The sequence below is a fragment of the Roseateles sp. PN1 genome, from assembly GCF_038419725.1.
Taxonomy (GTDB): Bacteria; Pseudomonadota; Gammaproteobacteria; order Burkholderiales; family Burkholderiaceae_C; genus Paucibacter_A.
The window spans coordinates 193298-206588 of the sequence record NZ_JBCARA010000009.1; the positions used below are offsets into that span (position 1 = coordinate 193298).

General features: G+C 63.5%; 12 protein-coding genes. All 12 read right to left on the minus strand.

Annotated features, from left to right (window positions below; genetic code table 11):
• Positions 1 to 47: 47 nt before the first annotated feature.
• The 12 genes from AABB87_RS15310 to AABB87_RS15365 all read right to left on the minus strand — a co-directional run bounded on the left by AABB87_RS15310 (position 48) and on the right by AABB87_RS15365 (position 12842).
• Entirely contained in the window at positions 48 to 1691 is a 1644-nt protein-coding gene (locus tag AABB87_RS15310; protein ID WP_341972049.1) for an OmpP1/FadL family transporter, read from the minus strand.
• A 7-nt stretch (positions 1692 to 1698) separates the two neighbouring features.
• Positions 1699 to 2751, minus strand: coding sequence for a transporter (locus AABB87_RS15315; protein WP_341972051.1), 1053 nt, complete (start codon positions 2749 to 2751; stop codon positions 1699 to 1701).
• Between the two features lie 14 nt (positions 2752 to 2765).
• On the minus strand, positions 2766 to 3533 hold the full coding sequence (locus tag AABB87_RS15320; RefSeq protein WP_341972053.1) for a C39 family peptidase: 768 nt from the start codon (positions 3531 to 3533) through the stop codon (positions 2766 to 2768).
• 55 nt (positions 3534 to 3588) lie between these two features.
• A complete protein-coding gene (locus AABB87_RS15325) occupies positions 3589 to 4029 on the minus strand; it encodes a hypothetical protein (RefSeq protein ID WP_341972054.1) in 441 nt (146 codons plus the stop codon).
• 31 nt (positions 4030 to 4060) lie between these two features.
• Complete coding sequence (locus AABB87_RS15330; RefSeq protein WP_341972055.1) at positions 4061 to 5008, minus strand: hypothetical protein; 948 nt, start codon at positions 5006 to 5008, stop codon at positions 4061 to 4063.
• Positions 5009 to 5014: 6 nt separating this feature from the next.
• The gene (locus AABB87_RS15335) at positions 5015 to 5812 is read right to left on the minus strand and encodes a hypothetical protein (RefSeq protein WP_341972056.1); all 798 of its coding nucleotides are present in this window, start codon (positions 5810 to 5812) and stop codon (positions 5015 to 5017) included.
• Complete coding sequence (locus AABB87_RS15340) at positions 5800 to 6336, minus strand: DUF6160 family protein (RefSeq protein WP_341972057.1); 537 nt, start codon at positions 6334 to 6336, stop codon at positions 5800 to 5802. Before AABB87_RS15340 ends, AABB87_RS15335 begins: the two co-directional genes overlap by 13 nt.
• Positions 6337 to 6432: 96 nt before the next feature.
• Complete coding sequence (locus AABB87_RS15345; RefSeq protein WP_341972058.1) at positions 6433 to 7065, minus strand: DUF6160 family protein; 633 nt, start codon at positions 7063 to 7065, stop codon at positions 6433 to 6435.
• Positions 7066 to 7159: 94 nt separating this feature from the next.
• A complete protein-coding gene (locus AABB87_RS15350) occupies positions 7160 to 7792 on the minus strand; it encodes a DUF6160 family protein (RefSeq protein ID WP_341972059.1) in 633 nt (210 codons plus the stop codon).
• Between the two features lie 465 nt (positions 7793 to 8257).
• Positions 8258 to 9310, minus strand: a complete 1053-nt coding sequence (locus tag AABB87_RS15355; RefSeq protein ID WP_341972060.1) for an AraC family transcriptional regulator — start codon at positions 9308 to 9310, stop codon at positions 8258 to 8260.
• Between the two features lie 259 nt (positions 9311 to 9569).
• Complete coding sequence (locus AABB87_RS15360; protein ID WP_341972061.1) at positions 9570 to 12356, minus strand: helix-turn-helix transcriptional regulator; 2787 nt, start codon at positions 12354 to 12356, stop codon at positions 9570 to 9572.
• Between the two features lie 99 nt (positions 12357 to 12455).
• Entirely contained in the window at positions 12456 to 12842 is a 387-nt protein-coding gene (locus tag AABB87_RS15365) for a SirB2 family protein (protein WP_341972062.1), read from the minus strand.
• Between the last annotated feature and the right edge of the window lie 449 nt (positions 12843 to 13291).

The following is a 13291-nucleotide window of genomic DNA, read 5'->3' on the forward strand; positions in this document are numbered from 1 at the left end:
AGCAAAGAAGGGACAGGACCTGACTCAGGCCCCGTCATGGGATGGCATCAGAAGGGATGGCTGAAGGAAATGCCGCCGTAGCGGATGTAGATGCCGCCATTCACATCCAGGCCGGCATAGGGGTTGTAGATCACATTGCTGAAGTTGGTGCAGTTGAGGTTGCAGCTGGTGTTGGCGGGCAGGTTGAAGCGGCCGTGGGCGTAAGCCACGGTGGCGTCGATGCGCAAGCCCTTGTCGCTTTGGTAGCCGACGCCAGCGCTGTAGACCTTCAAATCAGGCAGCGGCGCGATCAAGTCCATGGCCGAGCTGGGCACCGAGCTGCGGCGCGGCTCGTAGCCGCCCCGCACATGGAAGTGCTTGCCGACGCTGAGATCCACGCCATAGCCAAAGTGCAAGGGGCTTTTGTAGCCCCGCGGGATGATCAGCTTGCTGGCGTCACCCTGGCCGAACAAGCGTGCCATCTGCAGCAAGGAAACCTGCTTGTCGAACTGGAAGGTCATCTTGTCCCAGCGCGCCCAGTTGGTCCAGTTGACGTCCACATTGAATTGCAGAAAGGGCAGTGGCTTGATCTTGATGCCGGCCTGAATATGCTCCGGGAAGGGCAGCACCAGGGTGGCATTGCCGCTCTGCGACTCGGGGATGCTGCTGGGCATGGCAAAGGTGGCGGCCATGATGGGGCCCAGCAGGCTGGCGTACATGCCTTCCACGAACTTGCGCAGCATCGGGTCCGCGTTGAAGGTGTAGCGGCCGGTCAAGGTGGAGTTGGAGCCGAACTGATATACCGCGCCCGCCGCAAACCACTCTTTGGGTTCCCACAGCACGCCCACATTGATAGTGGGATCCATCGGGGCGGTCAAGTCGAATTCCATGCTGCCCACGGAATTGAAGGGCCGCAGGCGCCCCTCTTTGCCGCCGCCACACAGGCCGAAGGCGAGCACGTCGATGGGGTTGCCGCTATTGCCGCACCAGGCGTCCTGCAGCTTGCCGATGATGCCCAGCAGCTCATTGGGCATGCGCATCTCGGTATTGAGCATGAAGCCTTGGTGGGCGATAGGCACGGAGACGCCCAGGCTCAAGGTATCGCTGAGCTGATAAGCGGCAGTGGGTGAGAGATAGACCAGGCGCTGGATCACCACCTTGCGGCCGTCGAAGCGGCCAGGGTCATTGGGATCTTTGGTGCGGTCGATGCCCACGGCCTGCGGCACATAGGTGGCGGTGCCAAAGGTCCACTTGGACTCGGGCTCGTGAAAGGCCAGGCCTAAGCCCGCCGCAAACGCCGCCGGCAAGCTCCAGGAGGGCGAGCCGTAAATGGGCAGATAAATGCTCTGCCGCACTGGCCCGGTCTTGGTGCCGTTGAGCGGGTCTTCCTTCCAGCCGCCGATGTCAAAGCCTTCGGGCTGATGGAAGCTGGCGTAGGGCTTGATGGAGGCGCCGAACAAGGCGTCCTGGCGCCGGTTGGTCTTGATGCGGGCCAGGCCGGCGGGGTTGAAGTGGATGGCGTCCAGGCCCGGCGGGTCGGCCGTGACGGCATTGCCCAAGGCCATGCCCACCACGCTGACGCCCAGGTTTTCGGTCAAGGCGGCGTGGCTGGGCGAGGCCAAGCCTAAGCCTAGGCTCGCCAGGGCGCCCAGCGCGCAAAGCCTTGCCGCTGGCGCCCGGCGGCGCCAGTCGTTCTGAAGCTGACGAAACATGGCAGCCTCAGAGGTTCAGAGGCATGTTGAAGCCCAGCGTGAAGCTAGGTGCATCCGGCCCCAGGCCGACGCCGACCGAGACGTTCATGGTGGTCTTGGGCGAGGCACGCACGCCCAGGCCGAAGCTCAGGATGCCCGAGGTCTGTGGCGCGGTGGCACTGACCTTGCCATCGGCCAGGTAGAGATGCGAGCGCGCCGACACCGTCTCCTGGAAGGACAGGGTGGTCGAGACTTTGTAAGACAGGGCGTAGGCGAAGCCCATGCCGAAACTCAGGCTGGCGCCGGGGCTCATCTTCACCAAAGTGCCGCCGTTGACGGTTTGATCCAAGCCGGTGGCGGCTTGGCCCAGCGTGACGGACACCGAGCCGAACACGGCCACCGGGTCCATCACCTTGGAGGCATTGGCGCCGAAGGTGATGCTGTTATAGCCCGAGCCGGTGGCCAGGCCCTGGTTGCTGATGGTCTTGAAGGGGCTGCGGCCGGTGGCCACGCGCAGGGTGCTGGAGGCGGTCAGGGATGGCAGATCGCGGCTTTGTGCCAGCGGCTGCCAGCGCACGCCCAGCGAGAGGTCGCCAATGCCGTTGGAAAGGCCGGAGAAGCTCTCCGACTGGCTGTATTTGCTGACCAGGGGGATGGTGACGTTGCCGGTCAGGTTGTTGAGCAGGCCGTAGTCGGTCGACACGGTGTTGGTGATGGTGTGCGAGCGGGTGTTCTGAATGCTGAACAGGGTCAGCGCGCTGTCGGCAAAACGCGCCTCGATCAACTGGCTGCCGATATAGGCGTAGCTCAGGTCATAGGTGAGGGCCAGTGCGCCTTTCTTGATCAGCGAGTACTGCTTGTCGGTGGCGGTGAGGGTGGCTTTGAGCAGGGCGGCCTGGTCCACATCGCCATCCTTCTTGGCGAGTGCTTGGCGGGCAGCTTCGGCATCGGCGCTGGCGCTGTTGGTGGATGGGGTGCTGGCGGCAGTGCTGGATTGAGCAAGGGACAGTCCGGTGTGCAGCAGCAGGGCCAAAACGAGGCCGGAGGCGGCGCGAGAGCGGGTCGAGATTGCGGTCATCATGATGAGAAGGATCGTTAGCGTCGGAGATTGAAAGTGCCAAAGTTGGCTTGCACCGCAGCGCGCAGGGCTTCGGTGTTGTCGAGGGGAAGGGAAAGGCGCGCCTGGCTGCGCAGTTGATCGGGGTCGATCACACCCAATTCCTGATCGTTGAGCGCGAGCAGGTTTTTGGCTTGGCCCCGCGTCTTGGAGGGATAGAGCAGGAATAAGGTGTTGCGGTCCCAGAGTTCAGCGAACTCCTCGACCGAGAAAACGATGTGGCCCACCGAGGGGTCGGCCAGGAAGACCTTGCCGTCGCGGATGCCGCGGAAGACCACAAAGTGCTTGAAGCCGGCGTAGTCGATGGGCACGATGCCGGGCACTTTCAGCTCGGCCAGGTCTTTGATCTCGGCCTTGAAGCCGGCGCTGTCCGAGCCCAGGGTGGCCACATAGCGCTTCATGTCCAGCAGCGAGAAGCCGCGGCGCTCGATGATCTTGTCGCGCTCGCCATGGGCCAGCATGCCTTCCATGGCGGCTTGCTCGGTGACTTGGATGCCTAGATAGTTGTTGATGATGGTCACCAGCGCGGCCGAGCCGCAGCTGTAGTCATAGGCCTGGTGCACGATGTTCTTGAACTTCAGCTCCGACAGCGGCTCGATCACCACCGAGGCCGGCACCACGCCGCCGCCCACCTGCGCCATCGGCAGCTCGAATTGGCGCTCGGGGCGGTCTTGGGCGGGCTTTTGTGTGTCCAGCGTGGCGCCGCCGATCAGCATGGCCAGGGTGCCCAGCAAAATCATCAACATGGTTGGTCTCGGATGCGGTGGAAGTGAATAGATGGATGAGGAGCGAGCCGGTGCTTTACTTGGCCCACATCAGCAACTGGCCCTGCATCTGGGCGCTGCCGTTGAGCTGGATCTGGCCCAGGCTGTTGCCGATGGGCGCCAGCGGATCGCCCTGCACGCCGATGGCGCGAATGCCGAAGTCCTTGAAGCCCAGAAAGCTGGGCAAGCCGACTTGGATCACATCGCCCTGGCTGCTGCTGGTGGCCGGCTTCACTTCCAGGCCCAGCAAGTCCAGCGTGCCGCTGACCCGGTCCAGCAGCAAATAGCTGGTGTTGCCCTGCACCTTGAAGCCCAGGCTGACGCGGTTATTGCTGCCCGGCTGGGTGTTGAGTTCCAGATGCGCGTTCATCACAATGCCGTCGCGGCCGCTGACGCGAGCCAGTGCGGCGTCATCCAGCGGCGTGGCGGCTTGGGCGGCCTGGCTCAGCAGGCCACACAGGGTCAATAAGGGAAGCAAGAAAAGTTGCCGGACAGTCAGCGCACGCATCTCAACGGCCGCCTTTCAGTTTGATGTCGAGGTACTGGATCTGCATGCCCCCGATGCGGCTGCTGCCCAGATCCACATTGCCACCCAGATCGCTTTTGAAGCTGATGTTGTCGATCAGTAAGCTGCCCACCGGCGCTGGCTGGCTGGCGTTGGGCCAAGCCAGATTCAGATGCAGCACGCCGCCGCTGCCATCGGGCGCGGCCAGGGTGTTGAGCAGCAAGGGCTGTTGATCGAGATCGGCGAGGCGCCAGGGCGCGCCGCTCAGGCCGGTGGCAATGCTGTTGGCCGCGCCCAGATGCAGGCCGCGCAGGCTGAACTGCTCGGGCGCGCCGGGTGCGTCCAGCAGCGTGGTGTCGCTGCGGCCGCGCGGGCGCAGGCTCAGGGCGCCGAGGTCCAGCTTGAGGCTGAGGCCAAAGGCAATGCCCTGCACATCGGGGTTGGCGTTGGGGGCCAAGTCCAGGCTCAGGCCGCTGCTGCGCAAGTCTTGCAGCAGCAGGGCGCCGGCCTGGAAGTTGCTGCCGACGGCGTCTTGCAAGCTCAGGTCGGCCGCAAACTGCCAGCGCAGCAAGCCGAGGCTGTTGAGCGGGCCGCTGAGCGTGAGCTTATCGGGCAGGCCCGCGCCGCGTTGGCTGACACTCAGTTGGTAGGGGTCGCTGAAGGTGTTGGCCGGATCGTCGCTGCGTGACAGGCTGATATTGCCCAGGGTCAGGCCGCTGGCGTCGCTGCTGCTGCCCAGGCGCAGCGTCAGGCTGCCGTCCAACGAGAAGCCGCGCAGATTGAAGGCAAAGCCATCGCGCGCATGCACGCCGGCCAAGTCGGCATCCGAGATGCTTTGCAGGCCGGCGTGGGCCATGCCGCCGCACAGCAGGCACAAAGCCGCAGAGGCGATGACAGCGGCCCTGGCTGCCGCTGTGGTGAAGATTCTGTGGAAGATGGCTTCGGCGCGCATCACGGCTCAGCCCCCGGGTTTGGGCAGGTTGGGCGGCAGGGCCGCGCCGGGGTTCAGGGCCAGCAGGCGGTCGCGCCAGTTCAGCCACAGGCCTTGCATGGCCGCGCTGCTGGGCGGCTGACCGGCGGCGCTGGGGTATTGCACCGACTGTTTCAGAATCGAGATGAAGAAGTCGCGGCTGGGGCCGTTGCTATCACCGGCCTGAATGGCGCTGACGTTGGCCAGATTGAAGGGGCAGGTGTTGCCCGCGCCGCAGTTCGTGCCGTCCCAGCGCTTGCCGCCTTGCGGGTCTTGGTTGGTGTCGAGCGTGCGGCCCAGGGTATCGGTGAAAGCCAGCGAGCCGCTGATGCTGTGCGCGGCCAGGCCGATGTGGCCGCTGATGCCTTCAAAGCCCAGGCGCATGCCGATCACTTCGCGCGTGCTGGCATTGCCGGCGTTGCGGTAGACCAGCTCCAGATAAGGGTTGCTCAGCGCCACGGTGCGGGCCGCGTCGTCCAGATCGCTGCGGCCGAACTGCAGGCGGTTGATGGCGAAATCGGCACCGGCGCCGTTATTGGCGGCGACGTTGTACTCGCCCAGGCGAATATTGCTGAAGTTGGCGCTCAGCTTGATGTCGGCATTGAGGGTGACGCGTGAGAAGTCGTAGCCGTTGACGCTGGTGTTCGTCACCTCCACCATGGCCTGACCCCAAACGCGTGACAGCTCGTAGTCCGGCAGCGGCGCACCTTGCGCCCGGGCGGCGCTGGCGCTGCTCAGTACCAGTAGGGCGGCCAAGAGGTGACGCAGCATCTTCAGCGCGCCCATATCCACACCTTGGAGCCTTGCATGTCCAGATTGGTGAGCGAGAAGCTGCCGAAGGACGCGCTGCTATTGCCCATGGTCACCGCACCCACGCTGATGCTGGGGCTTAAGCGGTGGTCGAGCCCGGCATTGGGGATGGCCAGCTGGATCACATCGCTGCGGTTGTCGTAGAGGCCGCTGCTGATCAGGCGGGCGATGCCGGCCGCCCCGTCGGCGCCGTAGGCCGCCATCGAATTACTCATGGCGCTGGTGAAGCTATTGGCGCTCAGCACATCCACGGTCATCGCGAAGAGACCGTTGATCTTGATGTCTTTGAAGGCGATGGTGCCGCCGTTCGGGTTGTTTGTGCTTTGCGTGCTGTAGACGAAGGAGCCGATGTGGATATTCAGATCCGACGCGATCGTCACGCCATCGCGGCCATGCACTTCGGCCATTTCCTCGTCCTCCATCCGCGCCATGGCATGCGCGGCACCGACCGAGGCGGCCAGCAGCACAGCGATGACAAGGGCGAGCAGGATGCGGTTCATGGCGAAAAGGCACACGAAGGAGGCGAAGGGGAAAAAAAGACCCGGGTCCTGGGACCCGGGTCGGTCGATCAGGCGAAGCTCAGATCAGGACAGATCTCAGTGGGCCCAGATCCAGACCTTGGTGCCTTGCAGGTCCATGTTGTTGATGGCCACGCTGCCGAAGGAGGCAGTGCCGTTACCCATCTTGATGGCGCCGACCGAGATGCTGGGCGACAGCTTGCTGTCCAGCTTGGCATTGGGGAAGGCGAACTGCACGACATCGCTGGCGGCGTCGTAGATGGCGCCGCCGGTGGCTGCACCGAAGGCGTCAAAGGTGGCAGCAGTCAGCTTGCCCAGTTGGGTTGCCACAGCAACGCCACCGGCGGTGGGAGGCACAGCGATGCCGCCGGCCAGTGCCTTGCCGACGTCGGCATCGGCTTGGGTCAGGCCCAGGCGGGCGCCGATGGAGTCAGCCACGGTGCCGACGAAGGCGCTCTTGCCCAGGATGTCCACGGTCATGACGAACATGCCGTTGATCTTGATGTCGTTGAAGGACACGGAACCACCGCTTGCGTCGGTGTCGGTGTACTTGAAGGAGCCGATGTTGATGTTCAGGTCACCGGCGATGGACACACCGTCCTGGCCGCTGACTTGCGACAGGGCGCTGTCATCAATGGCGGTCATGGCGGATGCCGACAGAGCAGCAGTGGCGAGCAGGGCGGCGACAGCGGAGAGTTTGAAGAACTTCATGATGATGAATTCCTAGCAATACAAATTTGAATGGAGGTTTTGTGATGCCGGCCGATCGTGTGAGCGGCCGGGCATCGCAAGGTCAAGAGTCAGATCAGTGAGCCCAGATCCAGACCTTGGTGCCTTGCAGGTCCATGTTGTTGATGGCCACGCTGCCGAAGGAGGCAGTGCCGTTACCCATCTTGATGGCGCCGACCGAGATGCTGGGCGACAGCTTGCTGTCCAGCTTGGCATTGGGGAAGGCGAACTGCACGACATCGCTGGCGGCGTCGTAGATGGCGCCGCCGGTGGCTGCACCGAAGGCGTCAAAGGTGGCAGCAGTCAGCTTGCCCAGTTGGGTTGCCACAGCAACGCCACCGGCGGTGGGAGGCACAGCGATGCCGCCGGCCAGTGCCTTGCCGACGTCGGCATCGGCTTGGGTCAGGCCCAGGCGGGCGCCGATGGAGTCAGCCACGGTGCCGACGAAGGCGCTCTTGCCCAGGATGTCCACGGTCATGACGAACATGCCGTTGATCTTGATGTCGTTGAAGGACACGGAACCACCGCTTGCGTCGGTGTCGGTGTACTTGAAGGAGCCGATGTTGATGTTCAGGTCACCGGCGATGGACACACCGTCCTGGCCGCTGACTTGCGACAGGGCGCTGTCATCAATGGCGGTCATGGCGGATGCCGACAGGGCAGAAGCGAGCAGAGCGGCGACAGCGGAAAGCTTGAAGAAGGACTTCATGTTTGATATCTCCTAATGTGGTTTTAAAAGGGGAGGAACTCTTTTTCTCTACGCGCCTATTGACCATGAACCTTGGTGCTTTCGTTCACGACCTAACTCTTCATCTGTACCGTCTCCGATCGGATCTGGCTCGGCGCAGAGTTGTCAGCGGCGTGAACGCATGATGCGGATTTGTGCGCAGATTCTTCTGACTTTGCGAGCCAAGCTCTTGGCCTTGCAGGCCCTCCGTTCGGTGGGGAGTGACAACCCCAAGGAAGGTCGACGCGGATTTTTCGGGTATCTCCTGATGCCTGTTTTGATGTCTGAAAGGTGCCGCGAAAGCGCTCGGTGAATCGGGCGCAATCGCTGTTGTGGCGTGTGGGAATTCGTGGTGAAAACTGCGGTGCAGGCATGGGGCCGTGCTTGCCTGAAAGCGCATGAGGGTCAGGTCTTGCCTGGATGAATTGCGCGGCCGTCTGCGCAGGTTCAAGCGCCGCAGCGCAGATGGCTGGGCGAGTGGCCAAACCAGCGCTTGCAAGCGCGGTAGAAATTGCTCGGGTCGGCAAATCCCAGAGCGAAGCTCATCTCGGTGGCGGAGATGCTGCCCTTGGCCAGAAAACGCTCGGCCTGCTCGCGACGGGTTTCGTCGAGCAGTTTGTTGAAGCTGGTGCTTTCTTCCAGCAGGCGGCGCTGCAGGGTGCGCTCGCTCATGCAAAGCATGGCGGCAATGGTGTCGCGCTTGGGGTCGCCCTTAGGGAGTTGCTGCACCAGGGCCTGGCGCACGCGGCGCTGCACGCTGCCCTCGTGCGAGGCCATTTGCTGTTGGGCCTCGGCCACGCATAGTGCCGCCACGGCGGGGTTGGCGGTGGGGATGGGCGTCTGCATGTCTTCGCTGTGGAAGACGATGCAGAAAACCTCGGCGCTGAATTGCAGATCGCAGTCGAAGGCGGCTTGCCAGGGCGAGGTGTCACGCGGCGCCAGAAGTGGATATTCCACACAGGCGGGCCGGATGCGTGTGCCGGTCACCCAGGTCAGTGCTTGCAGCAACACATGGGCCATGAAGTCATAGCGCTGCATGGGGGGCTTGTGCAGGCCTTTCAAGAATTCAACGCTGAGCCGGCTGTAGGTGGGGCCGTGTTGCAGTTCCAAGTTGATGGTCGGCGACAGCAGCACCGAGTAGCGCTGCAGATGGGCCAAGGCCTCACCCAGGCTGCGGGCCGACAGGATCAGATGGGTCAGGTTGCCCATGGCCACCAGCGGGTGTTTGAGCTCGCACAGGCCGATGCCGGCGTCGCCGCTGCGCGCCGCGGCCAATTCCCAAACCTTGTTGTAGGCGTCGGACAGCACGCGCAGGTCGGTCTCCGCCGGGTTGATGCCCAACTGGCTCAGTAGCTCTTCCAGTGCGAGGCCATGTTTGGCCAATGCCTCGGCCATGGCTGTGCGCCAGCTTGATTCGAGCGCGGTCTTGGCCAGGCTGCCACTGCTATGGAGTTTGTTTTGCGTTGTGAGTGCGGCGTTGGCAGCGTGAGTGCGCGTCATGGGCACAGAAGGGCGGGAGCGGAAAGGTGCCCGACTCTAGGTGCCGGCCTGGGCCTTGTCGCCGTCCAAAGGGTGAGGTGCTGCGCGTTTCGGGGGTTAGTCCTCGCTGTCCGAAAGGATAGGGTGAGGATAGGGGTGAGCTGTCACCTGAGCTGCGTGCAAAACGCCAGGCGGGTCAGGACCCGCGCGGGTCTTGCGCCCCTGGCATGCCGTCTTTGGCTGCTTGCGCCGCGCCCGCAGTGGGTGCTTTGTTGCTCTGTTAGCGCACCCAGCCGCGTTCGCGGGCGATGAAGACCGCATGGGTGCGGTTGCGGGCGTCGAGCTTGTGATTGACGTTGCGCAGATGAAACTTCACGGTGGGTTCGGAGATGTGCAGATTGTTGGCAATCTGCTTGTTGGGCATGCCGGCCGCCAGGCATTGCAGGATCTGCAGCTCGCGCGCCGACAAACCGCTGGGCGCGCCCGCGGCTACCGTCGATTCGGTGCCGGCTTCTTCGGCATGCCCCATGTCAGCAATGCTGTCGGGCGAATAGCTGCTCATAGGCGGCGCGCGCAGCGGCACAGCTGCGCTAGCCTCGCGCGGTGCTGGCGTTCTCATGCTGTTCGTTGCCGCGCAACCCTGCGCCTGGGCCAAGTCCACCAGGCCGTCCAGCACTTGTCGCTGGGCTGCGGTGCCTGTGCCTGTGCCTTGGGCTTGCAGCTGCATCAGCAGGCGCGGCAGCAGTGGGCCTTCCTCCAGAAAGCTGGCGCGCAATTGTTGGCCGGCATCGCTGTGCAGCAATTCGCTCAGCAAGGCCAAGGCCTCGGCCTCACGCCCCAGCAGCTGCAGCGCCTGCACCTGCAAGATGCCCAGCTTGAGTTGGCGGCGCAGGCGCCCCAGTCGGCCAGTCTTCTCGCGCTTGGTGATGCAGGCTTCCAGCACCTCGCTGGCACGGCCCTCACGCAGGCCTTGGCGCAGGCCGGCCAGGGCTTGGTCCTCGACGTCGTTGATGGGTGTCATGCGGTCGGTCGCGAAGTCCCATTTGGCATGCAGGGGCAGGCGGGTGGCGGGCGAGGCCGGTCCGTGGTCCAGCTGATGCACCAGCTGGTATTGCTGCTCTAGCCGCATGGGTGCCACGATGCGCGCCAGGCCGAGTGAACGACCTAGCTCCGCGCCAGCCACGATCAGAGCGCCCGCCTCGGCGTATTGGCCGCGCCGGCATAGGCCGCGTGACAGCACGCGGTGGGCGATGACGATGGCGTCCAGAAACACCAGCTCGGCCGATAAGTCCAGATACTCGCGCGCCAGGCTTTCGGCGCGCTCGAATTCGCCCACTTCGTAGAGTGCACCGGCCAGATAAATGCCGATATAGGCACTGCTGACACTGTGGCGCCCGCCGTTGCGGCACAGCTCGGCAAAGCTAGGCTCCAGCAGCTGGATCGCCTGCAAAGGCTGTCCCTGGGCTAGCAGGGTGTACATGGCAATGCCGAAGCTGAAGGTGGTGCCATAGACGCCGCCTGCACGTTTGAACAAGGTGCGGGCGCGGTCGGAATTACGCAACGCTGCGTCGAAGCGGTGTGAGCACAGCTCCACATAGGCATTCAGGCAGCAGAACACCGCTTCGCTCAAACCGCCGACGCTGGTCATGGCGATATTGGCCTGGCTTTGCAGCAGGGTCTCGCCTTCGCTCAAGCGATCCATCAGGATCAGGGACAGCGGCTCCAGCAAGCGGTATTCGGGCAGGTCTTGCACGCGCGGCTCGCTCTTGAGCTGGCGTGCAATCTGGCCAGCTAACGCGTACTCGTACTGGAAGATATAGGCCCAGCTCAACACCACCAGCAGTTCCGGGTAATGGGCCAGCACCTCTTGCGGGATGCGGCTCATCCAGGCCCGGCAGGTGCTGATGTGGCCGCGCGCCAGGGCGGACCATGCGTGGGTGGACAGGATCTCGCAGGCCTGCTCGTGATTGCCAGCAGTCAGCGCATGGTTGATGGCCGAGGCCGAATCGCCCGTTTGCATGAACCAGTTGGCGGCGCGCTGGTGCAAGCCGGGCAGGGCCTCGGGCATGTCCTCGCACAGCTTGCGTTCCAGGAACTCGGCGAACAAGGGGTGGTAGCGATACTCGTTGCCGGCCGCGCCCATGCGCAGGATGAACAGGCTTTGCTGCTCCAACTGGCGCAGCAGTTGCGCGGCATCGTTGATCTGCACCACCGCATTGCAGATGCCGGGATTGAGTTGTTTGATCGGGCTGCTCAGCAGCAAGAATGTTTTTAGCTCGGCCGGCTGGTCCCAGAACACTTCTTCGTAGAGGTAGCGGCCGATGTCGGCGGTCTGCTCGCAAAAATTCTCGATGAAGCCGCGTTTGTCGCCGCGCGCTTTCAGCGCCAGGGCTGCTAGCTGCAAGCCGGCGGGCCAGCCTTCGGTGGCATGCACCAGGCGGCGCACGCTGGCGGCGTCAAGTTGCAGCTGATGGCGTTGGTTCAGGAAGATGTCGGCCCGCTCGGCGTCAAAGCTCAGCTCGGTCATGCCAATCTGCAGCAGGCGGCCTTGAGCCTTGAGCTTGTAGAGCCGCAGCAAGGGCGTGTTGCGCGCCGTGATGAAGAGCTTGCAATGCGCGGGCATGCGCTCAATCAGGCGCTGGATCAGGTCGATCAAGCGCGCGTCGCGCAAGTGGTCGAAATCGTCGAGAAAAATCGCCGTGGGCTTGGCGATCTGTGCCACGGTTTCCAGCACATCCTGGCCTAGTTGCGAGCCGGCGTAGCGCGCGTCCATCAGATTGGCCTGCGGCCGCGCGCGGCCCGGCTCGTTGCTGGCGCTCAGGCCGGATTGCATCAGGGTGCAAAAGCGCTCGACATGGTTGTCTTCGGCGCTGAGCTGTATCCAGGTGGTGGCGTAGCCGCGGGCCCGCAGCTGCTCGAACAAGCTCAACATGGCCGTGGTCTTGCCAAAGCCGGCGGGCGCAATTGCAAGCACCAGGCTCACCTCGTCGCAGTCCTCCAGCCAACCGGCGAGGTTGGGGTTTTCCACCAGGTGGCGGCTGGGTTGTGGGGCGTCGAGAAGCGGCATGGAGGGCGAGCAGTGACGGAGGCGCTAGGGTACTTGATCGTGAAGCTAGCGCGGGCTAGTGAAAGCCTTGATGTTGTTGTGGCGGCATTTTCACAGCGCTCAGGCGCCTAAAAATCCCAGCGGATGTTTGCTGATCGCGACCGATACCATCCAGGCGACGGTCAGCAAGGCACCGAGGAAGGCGGCGGCTCGCAAGCCCCGCGGCCGCCCCGGCTTGAGGGCTAAGACGCCCAGGCCGATATAGACCAGCAAGCCGATCAACTTGGCGGTTAGCCAAGGGGCTTGATCCAGTTGTAGCCGCAGCTGCCAAGCCAGACTGAGGGCCGACAGCAGCAAGACCGTGTCGACGAGGTGAGGCCAGGTCTTGGCGGCGCGGCTGCGCACCCAGCCCGCCCCCAGCAAGCCGCCCAGCCCGCGCGCGAAAAAGCCGCTGATGGACAGCGCCACGGCGGTCTGATGCACGGTCTTGAGTGTGATGTAGTCCATGACGATCAATCCGTCCTTTCGTCTGTCCGTGGGCGGCTTGCGCGCTGCTGCGGCACTTTGTTCATGAGTTGATTTGCTGGTTGACGGGCGCCAGCCATTGGCGGGTGAAGCGGCTGGAGTGGGGGGGATCTAGTGAGGCGCATGATGCGCGAATGAGACTGTTAGGGATTGCAGGGTCATATCACTAGGCCTAAGGTCGCTCGCATTTCCAAAAAAGTGAAGCGCAATGCGCTTTCCGAGCGAAGGCAAATGCTAACTTGCGCGATCTATTCGAATGATCTGAGAACCTGAGAATAGAGTCGGCGGCCGAAGTCGAATCCGGGTGCACGAGCACGTGCTAGCAAGACCTGACCCCGGCCGAGGCCAGCCAATTTGCGATTTGCAGGCGTGCAGGTGTGCACAGGGCATCGGCAGCGATGCATATGTTTGACAGCCAGAAGGAAGCGCCG